Genomic DNA, 24,523 nt, shown 5'->3' with positions numbered 1-24,523 from the left:
GGGAAAGACCCGCCAGAGCGGCGGGAACCAGGTGGAGCTGAGGGGACTCGAACCCCTGACCCCCTCCATGCCATGGAGGTGCGCTACCAGCTGCGCTACAGCCCCGCACCGCGTCGCCGCGGCACTCGCAGAAGCATAGTGCATCGGGGGCGACGCCCCCGCTCAGCCCTCCTCGGAGAGCACCGGCTGCGGCAGGGAGCCCGCGTTGTGCTCCTCGAGCCGCCAGGCGTCCGGCCCGCGCCGCGGGTCCTCGTGGAGCACCGACCAGCAGCAGTTCGACAGCCCGCCGAGGCAGCCCCACAGCTCGGGCGGCAGGGCGAGCAGCATCGCGAGCGCGGTGCGCGCCGCTCCCCCGTGGGTGACCGCGACGAGGGTGCCGCCGGGCTCGACGCGCGCGAGCGCCTTCTGCAGGGCCTCGGACGTGCGCTCTGCGACCTCCCAGCGGGTCTCGCCGCCGCCAGGCCGTGCGTCCGGCACGCCGGCGACCCAGGCCTCCCAGCTCTCCGCGTCGACCGCGGCGATCTCGGCGCCCGTCAGCCCCTGCCAGCTGCCGGCGAAGGTCTCGCGCAGCCCGGGATCAGTGTCGACCGGCACCCCTGTCAGCTCGGCGAGCGCGGCCGCGGTGTCACGGGCGCGGACGAGGTCGGAGGAGACGATCACGCTCGGTCGCAGGCCGGTGAGCAGCCGCGCGGCCGTGCGGGCCTGCTCGCGGCCGGTGCCGTCGAGCGGCACGTCGGTCTGGCCCTGGAATCGCTCGTCGGCGTTCCACTCGGTGCGGCCGTGGCGCCAGAGCACGATCCGGCGGCCGCCGGGACGCGGGACGGTGGTCACGAACCGGCGGAGACGCCGGAGCGGCCCTGCCGCGCCTCCTCGGGCAGCTCGATCAGCGGGCAGTCGCGCCAGAGCCGCTCGAGCGCGTAGTAGACGCGCTCCTCGGCGTGCTGCACGTGGACGATCACGTCGAGGTAGTCGAGCAGGACCCAGCGGCCCTCGCGCTCGCCCTCGCGGCGCACGGGCTTGGCACCGTGCTTCAGGAGCTCCTCCTGCACGGCGTCGACGATCGCCGCGACCTGGCGGTCGTTGGTGCCGGAGCAGAGCAGGAAGGCGTCGGTGATGACCAGCTGGTCGCTGACGTCGACGGCGACCAGCTCGTCGGCGAGCTTGTCGGCAGCGGCGACCGCGGCGGCGCGGATGAGCTCGACGGCTCGGGGGCTGGCAGGCACGGAGCTCCTCACGTTCGGGACGTCTCAGGCCTCCAGCATGTCACTTCCCGCGTAGAGCGCGTGCTTGGCGATGTACTGCACCACCCCGTCGGGGACGAGGTACCACACGGGGTCACCACCGCGTACCCGTGCGCGACAGTCGGTCGAGGAGATCGCGAGGGCCGGCACCTCGAGCAGGCTGACCCGGCCGACGGGCAGGCCGTCGCCGCTGAGGTGGTGCCCCGGGCGCGTCACGCCGACGAAGTGGGCGAGCGCGAACAGCTCGTCGGCGTCCTTCCACGACAGGATCTGCGCCAGGGCGTCGGCGCCGGTGATGAAGTAGAAGTCGTCACCGGGGTCGCGCTGGGTGCGCAGGTCGCGCAGCGTGTCGATCGTGTAGGTCGGTCCGGCGCGGTCGATGTCGACCCGGCTGACCGTGAAGCGGGGGTTCGACGCCGTGGCGATCACCGTCATGAGGTAGCGGTGCTCGGCCGGCGTCACCGCGCGCTCGGGCTTCTGCCACGGCTCGCCGGTGGGCACGAAGACGACCTCGTCGAGCTCGAAGCGGGAGGCGACCTCGCTGGCGGCGACGAGGTGGCCGTGGTGCACGGGGTCGAACGTGCCACCCATGACTCCGATGCGTGCCACGTCGGCCCTCTCCGCTCAAGGACCGGGCCGTTCGTCCCGATCAGGAAGGCAGCGTACGGGTCCGGGGGCACTCCCCCGGGGCGCCCGGTGCGTGGACCGAGGGGAGCGCCACCGATGCCGGCAGTTCACGTGGGACGACAGCCCGTCTACGACCGGGCTCTCGACGTCGTGGGCTACGAGCTGCTGTTCCGCGGCCACCCCACCGCGACCTCGGCGGAGCGCACCGACGACCTGGCCACCACGCGGGTCATCGTCAACACGTTCATGGAGTTCGGCCTCGAGCGCCTGGTCGGGCGCCGGCTCGCCTTCGTCAACCTCACCCGCCCGTTCGTCGTCGGCCAGCTGCCGGTGCCCTTCCTGCCCGGCAAGGCGATCCTCGAGGTGCTCGAGACGATCCCCACCGACCAGGAGGTGCTCGACGGCGCCCGCAACCTCAAGGAGCAGGGCTACAGCCTCGCCCTCGACGACTGGGAGGACGAGCCCGACCGCCGGTCGCTGCTGCCCCTGGTCGACGTCGTGAAGATCGACATCTCCAGCTGCGACGCCACCGAGCTCGAGCGCCGGGTGCGCAGCCTGCGCAGCAGCCACGACCTCACCCTGGTCGCCGAGCGCATCGAGACCGCCGCCGAGATGGACCTGTGCCACCGGCTAGGCTTCGACTGGTTCCAGGGCTACTTCCTGCTGCGCCCCGACGTCGTCACCGCGCGGACCGTGGCTCCGGCCCACCTCGCCTGCCTGCAGCTGCTCGGCCGGCTCGCCGACCCCGACATCGACCTCGGGGAGATCGAGACCGTCGTGCGCGCCGACCTCGGCCTCAACTACCGGGTGCTGCGAGCCGCCAACGCCGCCTCGTCGGGCACCGTGCGCCGCATCGAGTCGATCCGCGACGCGCTGGTCATGCTCGGCATGCAGACGCTGCGCTCCTGGATGCTGCTGATGGTGCTCTCCGACGCGACCGAGCCCGACTCCGAGCAGCTCACCTCGGCCATGACCCGCGCCCGCACGTGCGAGCTGGTCGCGAAGTCGTGCGGCGACGTGAGGCCCGAGTCGGCCTTCATCGTCGGCCTGCTCAGCAGCCTCGACACGGTGCTCGGCCTGCGCATGGAGCTGGTCGTCGAGAAGCTGCCGCTCTCCGACGAGCTGCGCGAGGCCCTGACCCGCCGCACCGGCCCGCTGGGCACCGTGCTGCGGACCGTGCTGGCCCTCGAGGACCGGGACGACGACGCCCTGACCGCCGCCCTGGACGAGCTGCCCGTCGACGCCGACGAGGTGACGCGCTGCTACCTCGGGGCGATGGGCTGGGCCATGGACACGACGGAGAGCGTCATCGGTCCGGTCAAGGTCGAGGTCGGCTCGCTCTGAGCCCGCGGGACGCCCTCAGCGTCCCGTGACCTCGAGCACCGCGGGCACGAACTCCGGCCAGGTGCTGCGCGGCGGCACCTGGTGCCCCATGCCCTCGAGGACCAGCAGCCGCGCTCCTGGCACCGCTGCGGCGAGCGACCGCCCGTGCGGCAGCGGGAACAGCGGGTCGTGCGTCCCGTGGACGACGAGCGTGGGCACCCGGATGTCGTGCACGTCCAGCTCCGGCCCGTCGCCCGTGCCGGAGACCCGCCAGTGGTTGCCGGCCGCCGCCATGTCGGGACTGCGCCCGAACGTCGCGACGGCACCGGCGCGTACGTCGTCCTCGTCGGTCCCCAGCGGGCCGGCGTAGGCGCGCGCCCCCTCGAGCAGGTGCTCCACGACCGCCTCGCGGTCGTGCCAGTCCGGGTCCGGCGGCGGGGCGGCGAAGCGCGCCTGCAGCGCCGGCTCCGGCGGCGGGCCGGCCGCGTCGACTCCGCCGACGGCGGTGGTGGCGACCAGCGTCACGCTCGCGACGAGCTCCGGGTGCCGGAGGGCCAGGTCCTGCGCGATCCCGCCGCCCATCGAGACGCCCACGAGGTGCGCGGGCCCGCGACCGAGCTGCCTCACCACCTCCAGGGCGTCCCGCGAGAGAGCCGCACCGTCGTAGTCGGGCTCCCCGGGCGGCCCCGTGGTCGACGCGCCGGTGTCGCGCGGGTCGAAGCGCACGACGTGGCGCCCGGCCGCGGCGAGCTGCCTACAGAGGTCGGGCGGCCACGCGTCCATCGAGCTGCTCGCCCCGCTGAGCAGGACGAGCGTGGGCAGGGCGGGGTCGCCGAACGCCTCGGCGCAGATCTCGACGTCGTCCAGCTGCAGACGCTGCATGCAGGTCGTGACGAGACGACCGGGACCAGCTCGTCGGCCGCGCGAGGACGTCAGCGGTTGCGGTTGAAGCTCCAGGTCACGAGCAGCAGTGCGCACAGGATGCCGAACGCGATCAGGGCCAGCACGATGGGCGGCGCCGGCAGGGAGTTGACCTCTTCAGCCGCGAAGTACGTGCCTGCCATGCCCTGCTCCTCAACCCGGTGACTCGAACCCTCCGCATGGTGCCACAGGGGCGCGATCAGGCGCGTACGTGCCCCTCGCCCACCACGACGTACTTCGTCGAGGTCATCTCGGGCAGGCCCATCGGGCCGCGGGCGTGCAGCTTCTGGGTCGAGATGCCGATCTCGGCGCCGAAGCCGAACTCGCCGCCGTCGGTGAAGCGGGTGGAGGCGTTGACCATGACCGCCGCCGAGTCGACGCGGGCGACGAAGCGCTTGGCCGCCGCCTGCGAGGTGGTGACGATGGCCTCGGTGTGGCTGCTTCCGTAGCGGCGGATGTGGTCGACGGCGTCGTCGAGGGAGTCGACGACGCGGACGGCGATGTCGAGCGAGTAGTACTCGGCGTACCAGTCGTCCTCGGTCGCCGGCACCGCCTCGACGCCCAGCTCCGCGGCGGCCGCGACCACGGCCTCGTCGCCGTGCAGGGTCACGCCCGCGCCGGTCATCGCGGTGATGCCGGCCGGCAGGAACGCCTCGACCGCGTCGCGGTGCACCAGCAGCGTCTCGGCCGCGTTGCACACGCTGGTGCGCTGGGTCTTGGAGTTGAGCAGGATCGAGACGGCCATCGCGACGTCGGTCTCGGCGTCGACGTAGACGTGGCAGTTGCCGGCGCCGGTCTCGATCACGGGCACGGTCGACTCCTCGACGACCGAGCGGATCAGGTCGGCCCCGCCGCGCGGGATCAGCACGTCGACCAGGCCGCGGGCGCGCATGAGGTGCTTGACCGACTCGCGCGACTCCCCCGGCACCAGCACGACCGAGTCGGCCGGCAGCCCCGAGGCCTCGACCGCGTCGCGCAGGACCGCGACCAGGGCGGTGTTGGAGGCGTAGGCGCTCGAGGAGCCGCGCAGCAGCGCCGCGTTGCCCGACTTGAGGCACAGGCCGGCGGCGTCGACGGTGACGTTGGGGCGAGCTTCGTAGATGATCCCGACCACGCCGAGCGGCACGCGCACCTGGCGGACCTCGAGCCCGTTGGGCAGGGTGTAGCCGCGCACGACCTCGCCGACCGGGTCGGGCAGCGCCGCGGCGGCGCGCAGGCCGGCCGCCATGTCGGCGACGCGGCTCGCGGTCAGGGTCAGCCGGTCGACCAGGTTGGCCGGCGTGCCGTTCGCTTGCGCCCGGGCGACGTCGTCGGCGTTGGCCGCGAGGATCTCGTCGAGCCGCGCCTCGAGCGCGTCGGCCATGGCGTGCAGCGCGGCGTCCTTGGGGGCGCGGGCCAGCGGCGCGAGCGCGACGCTCGCCTCCTTGGCGCGTCGGGCTGCCTCGAGGACGTCAGTGCGCTCATCGACCGCGGTCATGGCGTCCAGCCTACGGGGGCGCTGAGCCCAGGGTGTAGCGGACGTGCTGCTCGAAGCGGATGCTGCCGTCGGCGCGCCGGCCCTCCTCCAGCACGGCGTACGCGGCGGCGCGCACCTCCTCGCGCCGCTCGGGCGGCACCGCCTCCCACATCGCGCGCTGGCCGTGCGACCAGCTGAACTCGTACCAGTGGTCCGCTCCGGCGAGGACGACCGGGCACGTCGTGCCGACGGTGCGCACGGCACGCAGTCCCGCCGCAGCGAGCAGCTGCTCCATGCCCTCGTCGGAGCCGAACGGTCCGCGCGTCCCGCTGGTGCGGGCGTCGCGCAGGCCCGGCGGCAGGTAGGGCGCGAAGACGGCGTCGACCCGGTCCCAGAGCGGGTCGTTCGGGCCGAAGGTCGAGACGCCGAGCCGGCCGCCCGGGCGGAGCAGCTGCACCCACGCGCGCACGGCGGCGAGCGGGTCCGGGAGGAAGAAGAGCACGAGCGAGGAGGCGACCAGGTCGAACGAGCGCGCCGGGACCTCGGGCGCGGAGGCGTCGCCGACGCGCACGTCGACGTGGTGCAGCTGCTCCGCGCGCGCCGCCTGCGCGGCCGCAGCGACCATGCGGGGGGCGAGGTCGATGCCTACCGCGGAGCCGTCCGCTCCCACGGCCCGGGCGAGCGGGAGCAGGACCGCCCCGCGACCGCAGCCGACGTCGAGGGCGTGCTCGCCGGACCGGGGCGCGAGCTGCTCGACCAGCCCTTCGGCGATCGGGCCGAACCACGGGACGCCGACCTGGTCGTAGGTGTCGGCGACGCGGTCGAACAGCCCGGCGGCGCCGGGCGGCGCGGCCTCGCCGTCGTCAGCCACTACTCGGCCGCGGGCGGCACCTGGTCGGGGTCGTAGTCCTCGATGCCGGCCTCGACCCGCTCCTGCTCTGTGCGGTGGGCCAGGGCGTCGTCGTTCGGGTGGGCCGGCGCCTTGCCGTGCTCGTGGCGGTCGCGGTAGGCGCCCTCGGTGGGCTCCAGCACGTCGCCCAGCGTGGGTTCGTCCGGTGCGCTCGTCATGCGGGGTCCTCCAGAGCTCTCGTCCTGCTCGTCGGTCCCCCGGATCCTGCTCCGGGTGCCGCGGGCGAAACCTGCTCGTGGACGGGCCGACCGGGCCGCGGGGCTAGGGCCGCAGCACCACGAGGTCGTCGCGGTGCACCAGCTCGCGCTCGTAGGCCGGGCCGAGCTCGGCGGCGAGCTCGTGGGTCGTGCGGCCGAGCAGCGCGGGCAGCTCGGAGGCGTCGAAGTTGACCAGGCCGCGGGCCACCACCGCGCCGGCCTCGTCGACCAGCTCGACCGGGTCGCCGGCGGCGAAGTCGCCGGCGAGCCCGACCACGCCGGCCGGGAGCAGCGAGGCCTGGCGCTCGACCACCGCGCGCACGGCGCCGGCGTCGAGGACCAGCCGCCCGCGGGTCGCAGTCGCGTGCTCCAGCCACAGCAGGCGGGCCGGGCGCCGGGGCCCGACCGCGGCGAACAGCGTGCCGACGGGGCCGCCCGAGAGCGCCTCGGCGGCCTGCGCAGCGGAGGTCAGCAGCGTGGGGATGCCCGAGGCGGTGGCCATGCGGGCCGACTCGACCTTGGTGACCATGCCGCCGGACCCGACGCCCGAGCCGACGCCGCCGAGGTCGAGCCCGTCGAGCTGCGACCAGTCGGTCACGGAGTCGACGCGGCGGGCGCCGGGCTTGCGCGGGTCGGTGTCGTAGAGCGCGTCGACGTCGCTGAGCAGCACCAGCGCGTCGGCCTGCACCAGCTGCGCCACGAGGGCGGCGAGCCGGTCGTTCTCGCCGAAGCGGATCTCCGCGGTCGCGACCGTGTCGTTCTCGTTGACCACCGGGACCGCGCCCAGGGCGAACAGGCGGGTCAGCGTACGGTGCGCGTTGCGGTAGTGCGCGCGGCGGATCACGTCCTCGACGGTCAGCAGCACCTGCCCCACCGGTACGCCGTGGCGGGCGAACGCTTCGGTGTAGCGGTGGACGAGCAGCCCCTGCCCCACGCTGGCCGCCGCCTGCTTGGTGGCCAGGTCGCCGGGGCGCCGGGTGAGCCCCAGCGGGCGCATCCCCGCCGCGATCGCGCCCGAGCTCACCAGCACCACGTCGCAGCCGGCCAGCCGGCGGGCGGCGAGCGCGTCGGCCAGGGCGCGGATGCGCAGGTCGTCGAGCTCGCCGTCGGTGGTGGTCAGCGACGACGAGCCCACCTTGACGACGACGCGGGCGGCGGAGGCCACCGCGCCGCGTCCGGCGAGCTCGGGCTGCATCAGCGGCGCCGGCTCTCGCCCTCGAGGCGCAGGTCGTGCCCGCGGCGGCCGTGCAGCAGCTCGGCGCCGGCCTCGATGCTGGGCTCCCAGTCGAAGACGACGGCGCCGTCGCCCTCGCCGATGATGACCTCGTCGCCGGGCTGGGCGCCCTGCTCGACGAGGGCGGCCTCCACGCCGAGCTTGGCCAGCCGGTCGGCGAGGAAGCCGACGGCCTCGTCGTTGGAGAAGTCGGTCTGGCGCACCCAGCGCCACGGCTTGTCGCCGCGCACGCGGTAGCTGTCGCCCTCGCTCGTGACGGTGAACTCGACCGCCTTGTGGCCCCGCGGCCGCAGCACGATGCGCTGCGCCTCGGGCTCGGGCAGCGCGGCCCGCGCCTCGGCGACGACCTTGGCCATGGCGAAGGTCAGCTCGCGCAGGCCCTCGCGACTGGCCGCCGAGACGATGTGCACTTCCAGGCCCCGGGCCTCGAGGTCGCCGCGCACCATCTCGGCCAGCTCGCGCGCCTCGGGGACGTCGACCTTGTTGAGCGCCACCATGCGGGGGCGGTCGGCGAGTCCGCCGTAGGCGGCGAGCTCGGCCTCGATGGTGTCGAGGTCGCTGAGCGGGTCGCGGCCGGGCTCGAGCGTCGCGCAGTCGAGCACGTGGACGAGGGCGAGGCAGCGCTCGACGTGGCGCAGGAACTCCAGGCCCAGCCCCTTGCCCTCGCTGGCGCCCGGGATCAGGCCGGGCACGTCGGCCACGGTGAAGCGGGCCTCGCCGGCCATCACGACGCCGAGGTTGGGCACCAGGGTGGTGAAGGGGTAGTCGGCGATCTTCGGCTTGGCCGCGGAGAGGGCACCGACCAGCGAGGACTTCCCGGCGCTGGGGAAGCCGACCAGGGCGACGTCGGCGACGATCTTGAGCTCGAGGACGACGTCGCGGGCGTCGCCGGGCTCGCCGAGCAGAGCGAAGCCCGGCGCCTTGCGCTTGGTGGAGGCCAGCGCGGCGTTGCCGAGCCCGCCGCGGCCGCCGGCGGCGACGACGAAGGACGCACCGGCGCCCACGAGGTCGGCGAGCACCTCGCCGTCGAGCGACTTCACGACGGTGCCGTCGGGCACGGGGAGCACCAGGTCGGTGCCGTTGGCGCCGTCGCGGTTGCTGCCGGCGCCCTGCTTGCCGCTGTCGGCGCGGCGGTGGGGGCCGTGGTGGTAGTCGAGCAGCGTCGTCACCTGCGGGTCGACGACGAGGGTGATGTCGCCGCCGTCGCCCCCGTTGCCGCCGTCGGGGCCGCCGAGCGGCTTGAACTTCTCGCGGTGGATGGACGCGCACCCGTGCCCGCCGTCACCGGCGCTCGCGTGCAGGACCACGCGGTCGACGAACGTCGTCATGCGGGTGACCTCTCAGTGGGGTGGTGGAGGGGCGGCTGGTGCCGCGTCCACCGGGTGGAACGCAGAAGGGCGGACCGGGGATGCCCCGGTCCGCCCCTCGCTGTGAACTCGTGCGCTGGGGAGCTACTTCGCCAGCGGGTCGACGAGGTTGGTGACCTCGACCGCGGGGACGATGTCGATCACCCGGCGCTCGCGGCGCTGGCCGAACTTCACGTGGCCCGGGACGAGCGCGAACAGCGTGTCGTCCTTGCCGCGGCCGACGCCGAGGCCGGGGTGGAAGTGCGTGCCGCGCTGGCGGACGAGGATCTCGCCGGCGTTGACGAGCTGGCCGCCGTAGCGCTTGACGCCGAGGTACTGCGCGTTGGAGTCACGACCGTTGCGGGTCGAGGACGCGCCCTTCTTGTGTGCCATGTCGCCAGCCCCTAGTTCGCAGTCTCGACGGATGCAGCGGTCTCGATGCCGGTGACCTTGACCGCCGTCAGCGAGCTGCGGTAGCCCTGGCGGCGGCGGTAGCCGGTCTTGTTCTTGTAGCGCAGGATGTCGATCTTGACACCCTTGCGGTGGTCGACCACCTCGGCGGTCACGGTGACGCCGGACAGAGCCGCAGCGTCGGAGGTGATGGTCTCACCGTCGACGAGCAGGAGCGGCTGCAGCTGCAGCGACGACCCGGGCTCGCCGGCCACACGGTCGAGGACGACGAGGTCGCCGACAGCGACCTTCTCCTGGCGGCCACCGGCGCGAACGATCGCGTACACCCTGGGACTCACTCTCACATCTGACGGCCCCGCGGCGGGACACGCACGGCCGTGCTCCACCAGCGTCCGACGAGGTCGGGTGTCGCTCGGGAACCCGGCGCAGCGCAGGCGCGGGGTGGCGCGCCACAGGCGCACCGTCTGCTCAGAGTACGGAACGCCGCCGCCCGGGGTCAAACCCGGGGGGCGGCGTCCCGCCTCCGCTCGTGCTGGCTGCCCAGCCGCCGGCTAAGGACGCGTCGCGCGCCGGCGCCGGCGCTGCGGCCGGCCCTCGTCGACGGCCTGTTCGGCCGCAGGCGCCGTCTCGGGCTCCGGCGCGGTCTCGGGCTGGACCTCCGACACCGGGTCCTCCGCAGCGACGGGGTCGGAGGCGACGTCGGGCGCCTGCGCACCGGCCGCAGCGGGGGGCGGCACCGGCGCGAGCAGCGCGGGCGACGGCGGCGCCCCGGGCACGACCATCGGGCGGCGCCGCTGCTCCTGCTCGTGTGCCTCTGCGCCGCCGTCGAGGTGGACGATGACGCCGCGGCCCTTGCAGTGCTCGCAGGGCTCGGAGAAGGCCTCGAGCAGCCCGGTGCCGACCCGCTTGCGCGTCATCTGCACCAGCCCGAGCGAGGTGACCTCGGCGACCTGGTGCTTGGTGCGGTCGCGGCCGAGGCACTCGAGCAGGCGTCGCATCACGAGGTCGCGGTTGCTCTCGAGCACCATGTCGATGAAGTCGATCACGATGATCCCGCCCATGTCGCGCAGCCGGAGCTGGCGGACGATCTCCTCGGCGGCCTCGAGGTTGTTCTTGGTGACGGTCTCCTCGAGGTTGCCGCCGCCCTTGCCGGTGAACCGGCCCGTGTTGACGTCGACCACGACCATCGCCTCGGTGCGGTCGATGACCAGCGAGCCGCCCGAGGGCAGGAACACCTTGCGGTCGAGCGCCTTGACCAGCTGCTCGTCGATGCGGTGGGCGGCGAAGGCGTCGCCGGAGCCGGTCCACCTCTCGACGCGGTCGGCGAGCTCAGGAGCGACCGAGCGGATGTAGGGCTCGACCGTGCTCCACGCGCCGTCGCCCGAGACGACCACCTTGCGGAAGTCCTCGTTGAAGACGTCGCGCAGCACGCGCACGGTGAGGTCGGGCTCGCCGTGGAGCAGCGCGGGCGCCGAGGCGGTGGAGGCGGCCTTCTGGATCTGCTCCCACTGCTCCTGCAGGCGCGCGACGTCGGCCGCGATGTCCTCCTCGCTGGCCCCCTCGGCCGCGGTGCGCACGATGACGCCCGCGTCCTCGGGCACGACCCGGCGCAGGATCGACTTGAGCCGCGTGCGCTCGTTCTCGGGCAGCTTGCGGCTGATGCCGGTCATGGAGCCCCCGGGCACGTAGACCAGGAAGCGGCCAGGCAGCGAGATCTGGCTGGTGAGCCGGGCGCCCTTGTGGCCGATCGGGTCCTTGGTGACCTGCACCAGCACCGGGTCGCCGCTCTTGAGAGCGAGCTCGATGCGCTTGGGCTGGCCCTCCATGCCGACGGCGTCCCAGTTGACCTCGCCGGCGTAGAGCACCGCGTTGCGGCCCTTGCCGAGGTCGAGGAACGCGGCCTCCATGCTCGGGAGCACGTTCTGCACCCGGCCGAGGAACACGTTGCCGACCAGGCTGCCGCTGTCGCCGTTGTCGATGTAGTGCTCGACGAGCATGCCGTCCTCGAGCACCGCGATCTGCGTGCGCTTGCCGCGCTGGCGCACGACCATGGTCCGCTCGACGGCCTCGCGGCGCGCCAGGAACTCGGCCTCGGTGAGCAGCGGGGTACGCCTGCGGCCGAGCTCGCGCCCCTCGCGGCGGCGCTGCTTCTTGGCCTCGAGGCGCGTGGAGCCGCGCAGCGACTGCACCTCGTCGCCGTCGTCGCGCGAGCGCGAGCGGCGCGACTCGCGCGAGCGCGCCGGGCGCTCGGTCTCCTCGACCGCGGCCTCGGTGTCGTCGGACCCGCCCCTGCGGCGACGACGGCGGCGACGGCGCGAGCCACCGGCGCCCTCGTCGTCCGAGTCGGTGTCCGCGTCGGCCTCCGCGCCCTCGCCGGCGTCGCCCTCGGCCGGCTCGGCCGCTTCCGGCGCGACGAACGCGGCCGTCGGGGAGGTGCGCTCGGTGCCGTCCTCGTCGGCCGCCTCGTCCTGCTCGCCCTCGCCGCGGTTGCGGCTGCGCCGGCCGCGGCCGCCGCGGCGGCGGCGTCGCCGGCCGCCGTCGGGCTGCTCGTCGTCGTCCTGCTCGCCCTCGGCGGTGTCCGCGTCGGACGTGCCCTCGGCCGGTGCGTCCCCGGTGAGCAGCGCGTCGACCAGCTCGTCGGCGCTGGTCGCGTCGCCCGCGGCACCGGTCGCGGCGGTGTCGTCGCCCGCAGCGTCGAGGAGCACCTCGGCGGCGGCGACCGCCTGCTCGGCGACCGGGTCGATCGTGGTGCCGAGCTCGGCGGCGCCCTGGCCGCGCGTGGCGCGGCGGCGACGGCCACCACGGGTGCGCGGTGCAGCCTCCCCGGCGACGGCCGCGTCGGCCGCATCGGCCGCGTCGGCCGCATCGGCCGCGTCGCCGGCGTCGGGCGCCTCAGCGGCTGGGGCCTGCGCGGCCGCAGCCGTCCCGTCGGCCGCCGCGGCGTCCGCCACTGCGGGGGCGGCCTCGCGGGCGGGGCCGGCCTCGGCGGTGGCCCGGCGGCGGCGGCGCGGACGCGCGGGCTCCGGGACCTCGGGGTCGACCGGGGGCTGGAAGAGCACCGCGGGCACGACCGGCTCGGCGGCGGGCGCCGGAGCGCCAGTCCCCTCCCCGGCGGTGTCCTCCTCGGCGGTGTCCTCGTCGGCGGGCAGGGCGTCGGCGGGCAGGGCGTCGGCAGAGAGCTCGGTGGCGGGGAGCTCGACGGCAGGCTCCGGGCGCAGCTCGGCGGCCGGCTCGACGGCGGAGTCGTCAGCGGGCGACTCGTCGGCGGCCGGCGGGGTCGAGGGGGCCGCCTTCTTGGCGGCCGTCTTCCGGGTGCGGCGGGCGCGAGGGGCGGGCGCCTCCTCGGCGGCCGGCTCCACGGCGGGCGCGGCGGGCGCGGCCGGCTCCGCCGTCACGACCTCGGCGACCGTCGCCGGCAGCTCGGCGGACGCCTCCTCGGCGAGCGGCTGCAGCTCGGTGGGCGCCACGGCCTTCTTGCTGGCGCGCTTGGTCGCTGTCTTCGTCGCCGCCTTGCGGGGGGCACGGGTGCGCGGGGCGGGCTGCTCCGCGGCGGCGGGCGCGTCACCCGTCGGCGCCTCGGCAGCAGCCGGCTCAGCAGCCGCAGCCGGCTCAGCAGCCGCTGCAGGCTCGGCAGCCGCAGCAGGCTGCTCGCCGCTGGTCTCGGCCGGCGGACCGGCCGGGCGGCTGGCCGCCCGGCGGCGCCGGGGCGCGGGTCGGGCGGCCGCGGCCGGCTCGTCGCCGGCCACAGGCGTACCCGTGGTGTCGGTGGTGCTGTCGTTCTCGACCATGAGGGCCGCTCCGTCTTCGGCTCCCGGGCGTCTGGACGCCGCGCAGGAGCATGTCGTGCCGCCCGGACCGGGTGTCGGACCGAGCGGAAGCCTGTGGGGACGCGCACCGGTGCACCGCAGGTCGGAGCTGGCGGCACGCTGCCGCTGTCAGGCTCCTCGAGCGAGTCCGGGTGCGCCGGCGAGGTCCCTGTCGACGGAGAGCGGGTCGCCCACCGCGCCGGACTGCTCGTCGAACGGCCCCTGCGCCAGCCGCACCGCGATCGGCGGCGCAGGCGGCACGAGCTCAGCCACTCGGCGGAGTCCGGAGAGGACATCGTCGGGTCGAACGGTCGGCGTCCCGTGCCGTACGACCACGCCGAGTATCGCACACGGGTCGCCACCGGCCTCCGGACCGGGACCGACGGCGAGCCGCGCCACCGCGCCGCGGGCGTCGAAGCTGCGTACGCCGTCCTTCGTCAGCCTCTCGACCAGCACCTCGGGCGCAGCGAGGAAGGCGGTCGCGGCGGCCTGCGCCGCGGCCAGGTCGACGCCCGGCAGCGTGATCTGCCAGACGGAGGCCTCGAGCCGGTCGGCGAGCGAGCCGGGCCCGGCCTCGACGACCTCGAGCACGTCGAGACCGGGCGGCAGCGCGGTGTCGACCGCCAGGCGCACCGCCTCGGGGTCGACGCGCTCGGCGACCGAGACCTCGACGTACTCGGCCTCGCTCGCCGTGCCGGTCGGCGCGGCGTTGGCGTAGGAGATCTTGGGGTGCGGGTTGAAGCCGGCGGAGTAGGCGACCGGCAGCCCGGCGCGGCGCACCGCCCGCTCGAAGGCGCGCTGGAAGTCGCGGTGGCTGGTGAAGCGCAGCCGGCCGCGCTTGGCCCACCGGATGCGCAGCTTCTGCACCGCGGGAGGGGGCGGCGGCCCCTCGGGCTGCCGGGGCATCAGCCGACCACGGTGAGCGGCAGCAGCTTCTGGCCGGTCGGGCCGACCTGGATCTCGGTCCCCATCTGCGGGCACACGCCGCAGTCGAAGCACGGGTTCCAGCGGCAGTCGTCGACCTCGACGCCGCCGTCGGGGTCGATCGCGTCCTGCCAGTCCTGCCAGAGCCACTCCTTGTCGAGCCCCGAGTCGAGGTGGTCCCAGGGCAGGACCTCGAGCTGCTCGCGCTCGCGCAGGGTGAACCAGTCGACGTCGACGGGGCCGTCTGCGAGGACCTCGGCCGCGGCGCCCATCCACCGGTCGTAGGAGAAGTGCTCGCTCCAGCCGTCGAACCGCCCGCCGAGCTCGTAGACCCGGCGGATGACCGCACCGACGCGGCGGTCGCCGCGCGAGAGCAGGCCCTCGACGATGCCCGGCTTGCCGTCGTGGTAGCGGAAGCCGATGGCCTTGGCGTAGTTGCGGTCGGCGCGGATCGCGTCGCGCAGCTTGAGCAGGCGGGCGTCGGTGGTCTCGTGGTCGAGCTGCCCCGCCCACTGGAACGGCGTGTGCGGCTTGGGCACGAACCCGCCGATCGAGACGGTGCACCGGATGTCGCGGGTGCCGCTCACCTGGCGCCCGGTCTCGATCACGCGCTTGGCGACCCGGGCGATGGCGACGACGTCCTCGTCGGTCTCGGTCGGCAGCCCGCACATGAAGTAGAGCTTGACCTGGCGCCAGCCGGCGCCGTAGGCCGCGGCGACCGTCGCGATCAGGTCGTCCTCGGTCACCATCTTGTTGATGACCTGGCGCATGCGGTCGGTGCCGCCCTCGGGGGCGAAGGTCAGCCCCGAGCGCCGCCCGTTGCGGGTCAGCTCGTTGGCCAGGTCGATGTTGAAGGCGTCGACGCGGGTGCTCGGCAGCGAGAGCGAGGTGTTGGTGCCCTCGTAGCGGTCGGCGAGGCCCTTGGTCACCTCGGCGATCTCGGTGTGGTCGGCGCTCGAGAGCGAGAGCAGGCCGACCTCCTGGAAGCCGGTCGCCTTCAGCCCGGCGTCGACCATCTCGCCGATCGTGGTGATGCTGCGCTCGCGCACCGGGCGCGTGATCATGCCGGCCTGGCAGAAGCGGCAACCCCGCGTGCAGCCGCGGAACACCTCGACGCTCATGCGCTCGTGCACGGTCTCGGCCAGCGGCACCAGGGGCTGCTTGGGGTAGGGCCACGAGTCGAGGTCCATGACCGTGTGCTTGCTGACGCGCCACGGCACGCCGGAGCGGTTGGGCACCACGCGCTGGATGCGGCCGTCGGGGAGGTAGTCGACGTCGTAGAAGCGTGGTACGTAGAGGTTGCCCGTCTGCGCCAGGCGGAAGAGCAGCTCCTCGCGACCGCCGGGGCGGCCCTCGGCCTTCCAGTCGCGCACGATCGCGGAGATCAGGAGCACGGCCTCCTCGCCGTCACCCAGGACCGCCGCGTCGATGAACTCGGCGATGGGCTCCGGGTTGAAGGCGGCGTGACCACCTGCGACCACGACGGGGTGCGACTCGTCGCGGTCGGCCGCGGAGAGCGGGATGCCGGCGAGGTCGAGCGCGGCCAGCATGTTGGTGTAGCCGAGCTCGGTCGCGAACGAGATGCCGAACAGGTCGAACGCGCCGACCGGGCGGTGGGCGTCGACGGTGAACTGCGGGACGGCGTGCTCGCGCATCAGCGCCTCGAGGTCGGGCCACACGCTGTAGGTGCGCTCGGCGAGGACGTCGGGCTGCTCGTTGAGCACCTCGTAGAGGATCTGCAGGCCCTGGTTGGGCAGGCCGACCTCGTAGGCGTCGGGGTACATCAGCGCCCAGCGGACCGTGGCGGCGTCCCAGTCCTTGACCTGCGCGTTGAGCTCGCCACCGACGTACTGCACCGGCTTCTGCACCCGTGTGAGCAGCTGCTCGAGCTGCGGGAAGACGGACGCGACGGGCATGGTGTGGGCCTTCTCCTCGACTGCGGGCGTGCGGGTCCAGGGTAGTTCAGACCGGTGCATACTCGTCCCCGACTGGAGGTGTCCTGTGCGCCGTCGTGGGACCGTGATCACCGCCCTGCTCGCCGTGCTCGTCAGCGGCCTCACCTGGGCGGGGGTGGCCGACGCCGCGACTCCCGGCACCACCCTGGTCGGCGCGGCGTCGGGGCGCTGCCTCGACGTCTACCGCGGCTCGACGACGGCCGGCACGCCGCTCATCGTCTGGGACTGCCACGGCACCGCCAACCAGCGGTGGACCCTGCCGTCCGACGGCACGCTGCGCGTCTTCGCCGGCAGCCGCTGCGCACAGCCGGCCGGCGGGTCGACGGCCCGCGGCGTGGCGGTCGAGGTCGCGGCCTGCACGGGGTCGCCCGCCCAGCGCTGGACGCTGACCTCGGGCGGCACGCTCGTCAACGCCGCCGCGAGCCTCTGCCTCGACGTGCTCCAGGCGCGCACCGCCGCGGGCTCGGCGGTCGGCGTGTGGACCTGCCACGGGCGCGGCAACCAGACCTGGCGGCGCGGCCCCGACACCACGCCGCCCACCTCCCCCACCGCCCTGCGCGCCTCGGGGCTCAGCTGCTCCGCGGTCACGCTCGACTGGTCGGCCGCCTCCGACGACGTCGCGGTCACCGCCTACGACGTCTTCCACGACGGCCAGCTCGTCACCAGCGTGGCCGCAGCACCCGTGACGGTGGCGGTCACGCCGGGGGTCGCCTACGGCTGGTACGTCGACGCCCGAGATGCTGCCGGCAACGTCTCGCAGGCCAGCCCGACGCTGACCGTCACGCCGCCGCGCTGCGGCAGCGACACCACGCCGCCCAGTGCTCCCACCTCGCTGACCGCGACCGTCGACGGCACCTCCGTGACGCTCGGGTGGCGCGCGTCCAGCGACGACGTCGGCGTGACGGCGTACGTCGTGGCTCGCGACGGCGCGACGGTCGCCACCGTGCCGGGAGGCACCACCGCGTACACCGACAGCGGGCTGGCGCCGCTCCAGCGCTACTCGTGGACGGTCCGGGCGAGGGACGCGGCGGGCAACGTGTCGGCCGCGTCCGCCGCCGTCACGGCGACGACCGGGCGCGCGTGCAGCAGCGCGATCTGCGGGGTCACCGAGGTGGCCCGCGACAGCGACATCCCGTGGGGGCTGGTCACGCTGCCCGACGGCTCGGTGCTCTACGCGCGGCGCGACGCCCACCAGGTCGTCCGCCTCGACCCGGCCACGGGCACGACGACCTCGCTCGGGACGCTCCCAGGGGTCGAGTCGACCGGCGGCGAGGGCGGCCTGCTCGGCCTCGCGGTCTCGCCCAGCTTCGCCAGCGACCACTGGCTCTACGTCATGCACTCGACGGCGACCGACAACCGCATCGTGCGGGTGCCCTACACCGGCGGGAAGCTCGACGTCGCCGGCGAGCAGGTGCTGCTCACCGGGATCCTGCGCAACAAGTACCACAACGGCGGCCGGCTGCGGTTCGGCCCCGACGGCATGCTCTACGCCTCGACCGGCGACGCCCAGAACGGCGCCTACGCCCAGCGGCTGACCGGCACCGGCTCGCTCAACGGCAAGGTGCTGCGCCTGACGCCGACCGGCGGCGTGCCGGCCGACAACCCGTTCGGCAGCTACGTCTGGAGCTACGGCCACCGCAATCCCCAGGGGCTCGCGTTCGACGCGCAGGGCCGGCTGTGGGAGCAGGAGTTCGGCAACAACGTCATGGACGAGACCAACCTGATCGCCCGCGGCGGCAACTACGGCTGGCCGCAGTGCGAGGGCACCACGGGCGCCGGGTGCTCCGACGCCGGGCTGGTCGCGCCGAAGCAGACCTACCCGGTCGCCGAGGGCTCGTGCAGCGGGATCGCGGTGGTGCGCGGCGCCCTCTACGTCGCGTGCGCGCGCGGCCAGCGCCTCTACCGCGAGGTCATCAGCGGCACGAGCCTCACCGACCGCCAGCAGCTGCTCGTCGGCACCTACGGCCGGCTGCGTACGGTGGAGCCGGCGGCCGACGGCGGGCTCTGGCTGACCACGACCAACCTCGGCGACAAGGACAGCACGGCCGGCAACAGCGACGAACGCGTCCTGCACGTGGCGCTGGGCGGCTGACCCGCCCGCCTCGGGTCGGTGACCTCAGGTCGGTGTCCCTGAGCACCGATGCAGCGACCATGAGCTCACTCAGCACCACCGGTGTGCCCACCCTGCTCCGTGACGACCCGCAGTCCGACCGCGCCCGCGAGCAGGTCATCGCCGAGACCGTCGCCCTCAGCGCTGCCAGCGGACAGGTGTCCGCGAGCTTCGCGGCGATCGTCTCGGAGGTCCGCGAGATGCACGAGTCGATCGAGGCGATCTCGCGCACGGCCCAGCAGGGTCTCGCGGTCGCCAGCACCGCGGTGGAGAACGCCGAGGCGACCAGCGACCGCGTGACCCGGCTGCAGCGGGCGGCGGCGGAGATCGGCGAGGTCGTCTCCGTGATCTCCTCGATCACCCAGCAGAGCCACATGCTGGCCCTCAACGCGACGATCGAGGCGGCGCGGGTCGGCGACGCCGGCCGCGGCTTCGCGGTCGTGGCCGACGAGGTCAAGGGCCTGGCCCGCCGCACCGCCGAGGCTGCCGGGCGCATCGCCCAGCAGGTGGGCGCCGTGCAGGAGGAGACGGCCCACGCAGCGCGCGCCATCGACGAGATCCGCGGCAACGTGGCGCAGATGAGCGAGATGCAGTCGGCCACCGCAGCGGCCATGGAGGAGCAGAGCACGCAGGTCGCGACCATCGCGAGCACTTTCTCGGAGGCCTCGTCCGCGGCCTCCGCCATCAACGGCTCCGTCGAGCGCCTGGTCTCCGCCCAGCAGCTGGCCTACGTGAGCTCGGCGATCCGCTCGGCGCTCACCATGGTGCTCGAGGCCGGAGGCGTGAGCTTCGCCGACGGGTCGGAGGCGTGGACCGTCACGGACCAGTTCAGCGGCGCCACCTCGCGCGCGGAGCTGCCCACGCTGCTGGTCGGCGGGACCCCGCTCGGCGCGAACGCGGACCCCCGGGTGCGCACGCCGGTCGTCGACGCCATCGTCGAGCGGGTGGGCGGCACCTGCACGCTGTTCCAGCGCAACGACGCGGACGACTCGTTCGTCCGGATCGCGACCACCATCGTCAACGAGCGCGGCCGCCGCAACATCGGCACGGCGCTCCCCCGCTGCGGCGCCGACGGCGGCGCCAACGTGGTGGTCACCCAGCTCCTGCGCGGCGAGACGTACTACGGCGAGGCGGTCGTCGTCGGGCGCACGTTCGTCACGGCGTACACGCCGCTGCACCAGGACGGGCGCGTCGTCGGCGCGCTCTACGTCGGGGTGCCCAAGGAGGGCTAGGTGTGTCCGAACGCGCGGCGCGCCGGCCTGCGGCGACGGCGCGGCGCGTTCGGACACACCTCAGTCGGGCGCGGCGGAGGTACGCAGGTGGACGTTCTCGAGCAGCCCGACCGCCACCAGGTTGGCGAACATCGAGGACCCGCCGTAGGAGACGAAGGGCAGCGGGACACCGGTCACCGGCATGATCCCCAGCGTCATCCCGATGTTCTCGAACGCCTGGAACGAGAACCACACGACGACCCCGGTGGCGACGAGCCGGCCGAAGAGGTCCTCGGCGTCCCAGGCGATGCGGCAGGCCCGCCACAGCACGAGGCCGAGCAGCACGATGATGGCCAGGCCGCCGCGGAAGCCGAGCTCCTCGCCCGCAGCCGTGAAGATGAAATCGGTCTCCTGCTCGGGGACGAAGCCGCCCTGGGTCTGCGGGCCGGAGAACAGCCCGTAGCCGTCGAGCCCGCCGCCGCCGATGGCGATGACGCCCTGGTGCACGTTGTAGGCCGCCCCGCCGAGGTCGGCGTGCGGGTCGGTGAAGCTGGTGAGCCGCTCGAGCTGGTAGGGGTCGAGCACTCCGGGCACGGTGACGGCCACGGTGCCCGCGACCACCGCCAGACCCACGAGCAGGACCACCCAGCGCAGCCGGGCCCCCGAGACGGCGATCATGCCGACCACCAGGGCCGAGATGATCAGCGCGGTGCCGAGGTCGGGCTGGAGCATGATCAGCCCTAGCGGCACGCCGGCGCCGAGCAGCACGAGCACGACGTCGCCGTCGCGCGGCACGGTCTCGACGTCGCGCTTCTCCGACAGCAGCATCGCCAGCCCGACCACCAGGGCGACCTTCGCCAGCTCCGAGGGCTGCAGCGAGAAGCCGGCGGGCAGCCGGATCCACGAGTGCGAGCCGCGGATCGTCGCACCGAGCGGGGAGAGCACCACGAGCAGGCCGAGGATGGCCAGGCCGTAGACCACCGGCGCGTACATCCGCAGGCGGCGGTAGTCGAAGAGCGCGACGCACAGGCCGAGCACGGCGCCGATGGACGTGTTGACCAGCTGGCGGTCGAGGTAGCCGTGGCCGCCGGCGGAGGTGCCGCCGCTGGTCACCGACCAGACCAGGACGCAGCCGATCGCGAGCAGCCCGCCCACGCCCAGCAGCAGCAGCCAGTCGACCCGGCGCAGCGGCGCGTCGCGGTCGAGCACGCGGCCGCCGGCCGACCTCGCCCCGCCCGAGCCGCCGCGCGACCCGTAGGTCGGCGAGTAGGCCATCAGTCGCGCTTCCGGGCGACCAGCGGCGGCAGGATGCGGCCGTCGGCGCTGATGCGGGGCAGGCGGACGGGCGGCTCGGCCGCCGGCGGGACCGCCGTGCCGGGCACGACCTTGCCGCCCGCGACGCCGAACAGCGACTCGTAGATCTTGCGCACCGCGGGCCCGGAGGTGCCCGAGCCGGTGCCGCCCTGCGAGACCATCATGACCACCGCGTACCGCGGCTTCGTGCTGGGCGCGAAGGTGGCGAACCACGACGTCGACTGCTTGCCGTAGACCTCGGCGGTGCCGGTCTTGGCCGCCATCGGCAGCTGGGCGCTGGGCCAGCCCCGGAAGACGCCGGCGCCCGTGCCGCTGATCGTCACGTTGTGCAGCGCGGTGTGCAGGAACCTCAGCGTGTCGTCGTTGGCCGGGATCTTGCCCTGCGGCTTCGGCGCGAAGGTCTTCACCACCTCGCCCGCCGGCGTCACGACCGCCTTGGCCAGGTGCGGGACGACGAGCTTCCCGCCGTTGGCGACCGCGGAGTAGACCCGGGCCATCTGCAGCGGGGTGACCAGGACGTCGCCCTGGCCGATGACGAAGTTGGCCTCGTCGCCGGGGCCGTAGCGCCAGCCGTCGGTGCAGTTCTCGCGGGCGAGCTTGAGCAGGAACGCGGCCCGGGTGCGGTCGGTGAGCTCGGGGTAGCCCTTCTTGGCACGCAGGCAGTTGGCGGCCTTGGTCTGCTCCCAGTAGGCCCGCTTCCACTCCCGTCCGGGGATGCGGCCCGGCAGCTCGCCCGGCAGGTCGATGCCGGTCTGCTGGCCGAGGCGGTAGCCCTTGGCCACGGAGATGAACGGGTCCTTGGCGTCGGAGGTCGCGCGGTAGCCGCCGAGCTTGCCCCAAGTCTTGTCGGCGAACTGGTACCAGTTCGTGTCGCACGAGACCTCGATCGCGCGCTCGAAGGTGATCCTGCCGTAGGCCTCGGACTCGTAGTTCTTCTTCGGGTGGCCGCCGACCGGGTAGGAGGCGGGGCAGTCGTAGGACGCGTGCACCGAGAAGCCGGCCTTCACCGCGCCTGGCGTCGACACCGCCTTGAAGATCGAGCCGGCGGCGTACTGGCCCTGGATCGCCCGGTTGAGGATCTGGTGGTTGCCGGCCGCGCCGGTGATCTGCGCGTACTCCTTGGTCGAGATGCCGTTGACCCAGACGTTCGGGTCGTAGGTCGGGTAGCTCGCCGCCGCCACCACCCCGCCGGTGTTCACGTCCATGACCACGACGGCGCCGGAGTCGGCCTTGAACTTCTGGCCGTGCTTGTTGGGGTCCCCGTGGGTGCGGGCGCCGCGGATCGCGCCGGCCAGGGCGTCCTCGGCGGCCTTCTGCACCTTGGCGTCGATCGTGGTCACGAGGTAGTCGCCCGGCGTCGGGTCGGTCTGCGAGATCGTGCCCGTGACCCCGCCCCGGTGGTCGACGGCCAGCTTCTTCGAGCCGGGGACGCCGCGCAGGTAAGAGTCGTACTCCTTCTCGAGCCCCGAGCGCCCGACGAGATCGCCGCCTTCGAGCTGCGAGCCGCCGGCCGCGGCCGCGTCGATCTCGTCCTGGGTGACGGGGCCGAGGTAGCCGAGCACGTGGGCCGCGTTCGCCCCGACGCCGCCGCCGGAGTAGCTGCGGATCGACTGCGGCTGCGCCTCGACGCCCGGGAAGTCCTCGGGGCGCTCGGCGATCGGCTGCGCCACCTGCATCTGCTGCTCGAGGCTCAGGTCGCCGAAGTCCGACACCGGGATCGGCTGGAACGGCGAGCCGTTCCAGCACACGCCCTTCACCCGGCCCGGCTCCGAGCACAGCGTCGTGCGGGCCTTCATCTCGGCGTACGTGGTGCCGAGGACCTTCGCCAGCCGGGTCAGCAGGTCGCGTCCGGAGTGCGGCGACGAGAGCAGCTCCGTGCGGCTGACCGTCACGACGATCTTGGTGATGTTGCCGGCCAGCACCCGTCCCTGGGAGTCGAGCACGAGCCCGCGGGTCGGCGCGGTGCTGACGGTGCGTACGCGGTTGCTCGTCGCCGCCGACTCGTAGGTCGCGCCGCTGCGGACCTGCAGCCACCACAGCCGGCCGCCGAGGGTGAGCAGCAGCGACATCACGAGCACCTGGAGCACGACGAGCCGCATCGCCGAGCGCGAGTTCACCTGCGGGCCCTCCTCTCCGCCGGTTCGGCATCTGCACGGCGGGCGAGGTAGGTCACGGCCGGCACCAGGAGCGGGGTCAGGAGCACATCGTAGATGACCGCGCTGGCGCAGAGCCGGGGCACGCTGGGCCAGTAGACGGCGGGATCGCCCACCAGCGCGCCGAGGGCCGCGCTGCCCGCGACGCTGCCGGCGGCGGCGCACGAGACCGCCACCAGCGCTGCGACGGGCGAGTCCCGGACGGTCTCGAAGACCCGGCCGACGGCGTACCCGACCACGACCAGCACTGCCGCCCAGCGCCCTGCCGAGCCCCCCGCCGGGGGCAGCAGGTCGAGCACCAGCCCGCCGGCGAAGCCGGCGACCGCGCCCGGCAGGGGTCCCCACCGCAGCGCGAGCCCGACCACCACCAGCAGCGTCGGGTCCGGCGTCGCGCCCGGGAGCCGCAGCGGCGCCAGCACCGAGACCTGGAGCACCGCCGCGCTCAGCAGCAGCAGGGCCGCGAGCGGCACGCGCAGCGTCGTCACCGCGGGCTCGAGCGCGGGACGCTGGCGCGCGGCACGGCGCCGGTGGGCGGGACGACGACGCCGACGAGGTCGAGGTGGGCGAAGTCGACGGCGGGCCTGACCGTCGCGCGGGTGGTGGAGGTGCCGGGCGCGGTGCGCACGACCGTCACCGTGCCGACCAGCACGTCCTTGACGAACGGTGCGTCGCCGGGCGAGCCGGCGCTCACCAGCGCCTCCCCGACCTTCGGCGGGTCGGGCTCGAAGCCGGTCAGCTCGAGGTCGCGCCCGCCGCCGGTGCCGGCGACGCCGCCGAAGAGCCCGCCGCCCTTGGCGCGCCGGATGCCGACGTAGCAGTCCGGGTCGGTCGCGAGCAGCACCGTGGACGTACGCGCCTGCACCGCGACCACCCGGCCGACGAGCCCACGCCCGCTGCTGCCCGGGCCGACGACGGTGGTGTCGACGCGTACGCCGTCCGCCGAGCCCGCGTCGATGGTGGCCGTCGTGGAGAAGCCCTGCGCCGAGGAAAGCGCGATGACGCGCGCCGGCTCCACCGGGAACGTGGCGACCGTCGGGCTGCGGGTCAGCTGCTCCCACTCGCGCAGCCGGCGCGCCGTGTCGTCCTGCAGCGCCTGGGCCTGGCGCAGCCGGTCGTTCTCGGCGCGCAGGTCGCGGATCGTCGCGTCCTTGGTGCCGAGGTCGGACAGGCCGCCGAGCACGTTGCGCGGCCCGCGGGTCACGGCGGAGGCGGCGCGCTCGACCGGGCCGAGCACGGTGCCGGCGGCGTCGCGCGCCTTCGACGCGGGCGACGAGCCGCCCGAGCGGCCGTCGAGCAGCAGCAGGGTCAGCGAGGTCAGGAGCAGCAGGGTGAGGACGAGCCGGGTCCGGCGGCTGTCACGTCCCACGAAGGGCTTCGCTGTTCA

General features: G+C 74.3%; 22 protein-coding genes and 1 tRNA gene. 3 read left to right on the top strand and 20 right to left on the bottom strand.

Annotated elements, in window-relative coordinates:
- Nucleotides 1-32: 32 nt before the first annotated feature.
- From CLV35_RS11630 to nadD, 4 genes are all read right to left on the bottom strand, one after another.
- A tRNA-Ala gene (locus tag CLV35_RS11630) sits at nt 33-105 on the bottom strand.
- 57 nt (nt 106-162) lie between these two features.
- Complete coding sequence (locus CLV35_RS11625) at nt 163-831, bottom strand: histidine phosphatase family protein (protein WP_121193661.1); 669 nt, start codon at nt 829-831, stop codon at nt 163-165.
- Entirely contained in the window at nt 828-1,223 is a 396-nt protein-coding gene (gene rsfS / locus CLV35_RS11620; RefSeq protein ID WP_121193660.1) for a ribosome silencing factor, read from the bottom strand. The genes CLV35_RS11625 and rsfS overlap by 4 nt, the downstream gene beginning before the upstream one ends.
- A 24-nt stretch (nt 1,224-1,247) precedes the next feature.
- Nucleotides 1,248-1,850: a nicotinate-nucleotide adenylyltransferase gene (nadD, locus tag CLV35_RS11615; RefSeq protein ID WP_231121730.1), complete on the bottom strand. Its 603-nt coding sequence runs from the start codon at nt 1,848-1,850 to the stop codon at nt 1,248-1,250.
- A gap of 129 nt (nt 1,851-1,979) precedes the next feature.
- On the opposite strand from nadD, the gene CLV35_RS11610 reads away from it, so the two are divergent.
- Nucleotides 1,980-3,212 (top strand): EAL and HDOD domain-containing protein, encoded by a 1,233-nt coding sequence (locus CLV35_RS11610; RefSeq protein WP_183061938.1) that lies wholly within the window; start codon nt 1,980-1,982, stop codon nt 3,210-3,212.
- Nucleotides 3,213-3,227: 15 nt separating this feature from the next.
- On the opposite strand, the gene CLV35_RS11605 is transcribed toward CLV35_RS11610, so the two are convergent.
- The 12 genes from CLV35_RS11605 to CLV35_RS11555 form a co-directional block, all read right to left on the bottom strand.
- On the bottom strand, nt 3,228-4,073 hold the full coding sequence (locus CLV35_RS11605; protein ID WP_121193658.1) for an alpha/beta fold hydrolase: 846 nt from the start codon (nt 4,071-4,073) through the stop codon (nt 3,228-3,230).
- A gap of 50 nt (nt 4,074-4,123) precedes the next feature.
- Nucleotides 4,124-4,255 (bottom strand): hypothetical protein, encoded by a 132-nt coding sequence (locus tag CLV35_RS20800; RefSeq protein WP_269203913.1) that lies wholly within the window; start codon nt 4,253-4,255, stop codon nt 4,124-4,126.
- A 56-nt stretch (nt 4,256-4,311) separates the two neighbouring features.
- Nucleotides 4,312-5,589, bottom strand: coding sequence for a glutamate-5-semialdehyde dehydrogenase (locus tag CLV35_RS11600; RefSeq protein WP_121193657.1), 1,278 nt, complete (start codon nt 5,587-5,589; stop codon nt 4,312-4,314).
- 10 nt (nt 5,590-5,599) lie between these two features.
- The gene (locus CLV35_RS11595; protein WP_121193656.1) at nt 5,600-6,439 is read right to left on the bottom strand and encodes a class I SAM-dependent methyltransferase; all 840 of its coding nucleotides are present in this window, start codon (nt 6,437-6,439) and stop codon (nt 5,600-5,602) included.
- Nucleotides 6,439-6,636, bottom strand: coding sequence for a hypothetical protein (locus CLV35_RS11590; RefSeq protein WP_121193655.1), 198 nt, complete (start codon nt 6,634-6,636; stop codon nt 6,439-6,441). The genes CLV35_RS11595 and CLV35_RS11590 overlap by 1 nt, the downstream gene beginning before the upstream one ends.
- A gap of 103 nt (nt 6,637-6,739) precedes the next feature.
- Nucleotides 6,740-7,870, bottom strand: a complete 1,131-nt coding sequence (proB, locus tag CLV35_RS11585) for a glutamate 5-kinase (RefSeq protein WP_121193654.1) — start codon at nt 7,868-7,870, stop codon at nt 6,740-6,742.
- Nucleotides 7,870-9,237 carry a GTPase ObgE gene (gene obgE, locus CLV35_RS11580; RefSeq protein ID WP_121193653.1) on the bottom strand — a complete coding sequence of 456 codons (1,368 nt, stop codon included), beginning with the start codon at nt 9,235-9,237 and terminating at the stop codon, nt 7,870-7,872. The genes proB and obgE overlap by 1 nt, the downstream gene beginning before the upstream one ends.
- Before the next feature lie 123 nt (nt 9,238-9,360).
- Nucleotides 9,361-9,648, bottom strand: coding sequence for a 50S ribosomal protein L27 (gene rpmA / locus CLV35_RS11575; RefSeq protein WP_121193652.1), 288 nt, complete (start codon nt 9,646-9,648; stop codon nt 9,361-9,363).
- A gap of 11 nt (nt 9,649-9,659) precedes the next feature.
- Nucleotides 9,660-9,992: a 50S ribosomal protein L21 gene (gene rplU, locus CLV35_RS11570; protein WP_121193651.1), complete on the bottom strand. Its 333-nt coding sequence runs from the start codon at nt 9,990-9,992 to the stop codon at nt 9,660-9,662.
- A gap of 225 nt (nt 9,993-10,217) precedes the next feature.
- Complete coding sequence (locus CLV35_RS11565; protein ID WP_121193650.1) at nt 10,218-13,454, bottom strand: Rne/Rng family ribonuclease; 3,237 nt, start codon at nt 13,452-13,454, stop codon at nt 10,218-10,220.
- A gap of 147 nt (nt 13,455-13,601) precedes the next feature.
- A complete protein-coding gene (locus tag CLV35_RS11560) occupies nt 13,602-14,378 on the bottom strand; it encodes a TIGR03936 family radical SAM-associated protein (RefSeq protein WP_121193649.1) in 777 nt (258 codons plus the stop codon).
- Nucleotides 14,378-16,312 (bottom strand): TIGR03960 family B12-binding radical SAM protein, encoded by a 1,935-nt coding sequence (locus tag CLV35_RS11555; RefSeq protein ID WP_121193648.1) that lies wholly within the window; start codon nt 16,310-16,312, stop codon nt 14,378-14,380. Before CLV35_RS11555 ends, CLV35_RS11560 begins: the two co-directional genes overlap by 1 nt.
- An 85-nt stretch (nt 16,313-16,397) precedes the next feature.
- On the opposite strand from CLV35_RS11555, the gene CLV35_RS11550 reads away from it, so the two are divergent.
- Both CLV35_RS11550 and CLV35_RS11545 read left to right on the top strand, forming a co-directional pair.
- Nucleotides 16,398-18,443 (top strand): PQQ-dependent sugar dehydrogenase, encoded by a 2,046-nt coding sequence (locus CLV35_RS11550; RefSeq protein ID WP_231121729.1) that lies wholly within the window; start codon nt 16,398-16,400, stop codon nt 18,441-18,443.
- Nucleotides 18,444-18,502: 59 nt separating this feature from the next.
- The gene (locus CLV35_RS11545) at nt 18,503-19,693 is read left to right on the top strand and encodes a Cache 3/Cache 2 fusion domain-containing protein (RefSeq protein WP_121193646.1); all 1,191 of its coding nucleotides are present in this window, start codon (nt 18,503-18,505) and stop codon (nt 19,691-19,693) included.
- A gap of 60 nt (nt 19,694-19,753) precedes the next feature.
- On the opposite strand, the gene rodA is transcribed toward CLV35_RS11545, so the two are convergent.
- The 4 genes from rodA to mreC are packed head-to-tail and all read right to left on the bottom strand — an operon-like array spanning nt 19,754 to nt 24,505.
- On the bottom strand, nt 19,754-20,947 hold the full coding sequence (rodA, locus tag CLV35_RS11540; RefSeq protein ID WP_121193645.1) for a rod shape-determining protein RodA: 1,194 nt from the start codon (nt 20,945-20,947) through the stop codon (nt 19,754-19,756).
- Nucleotides 20,947-23,103 (bottom strand): penicillin-binding protein 2, encoded by a 2,157-nt coding sequence (gene mrdA, locus CLV35_RS11535; RefSeq protein ID WP_231121728.1) that lies wholly within the window; start codon nt 23,101-23,103, stop codon nt 20,947-20,949. Before mrdA ends, rodA begins: the two co-directional genes overlap by 1 nt.
- Entirely contained in the window at nt 23,100-23,624 is a 525-nt protein-coding gene (gene mreD, locus CLV35_RS11530) for a rod shape-determining protein MreD (protein WP_121193644.1), read from the bottom strand. Before mreD ends, mrdA begins: the two co-directional genes overlap by 4 nt.
- A complete protein-coding gene (mreC, locus tag CLV35_RS11525; protein WP_121193643.1) occupies nt 23,621-24,505 on the bottom strand; it encodes a rod shape-determining protein MreC in 885 nt (294 codons plus the stop codon). The genes mreD and mreC overlap by 4 nt, the downstream gene beginning before the upstream one ends.
- Between the last annotated feature and the right edge of the window lie 18 nt (nt 24,506-24,523).

Origin of the sequence: Motilibacter peucedani (assembly GCF_003634695.1) — a bacterium.
Lineage (GTDB): Bacteria > Actinomycetota > Actinomycetes > Motilibacterales > Motilibacteraceae > Motilibacter > Motilibacter peucedani.
The sequence above is the reverse complement of the archived record's forward strand: the minus strand, read 5'-3'. Positions and strand labels throughout refer to the sequence as shown.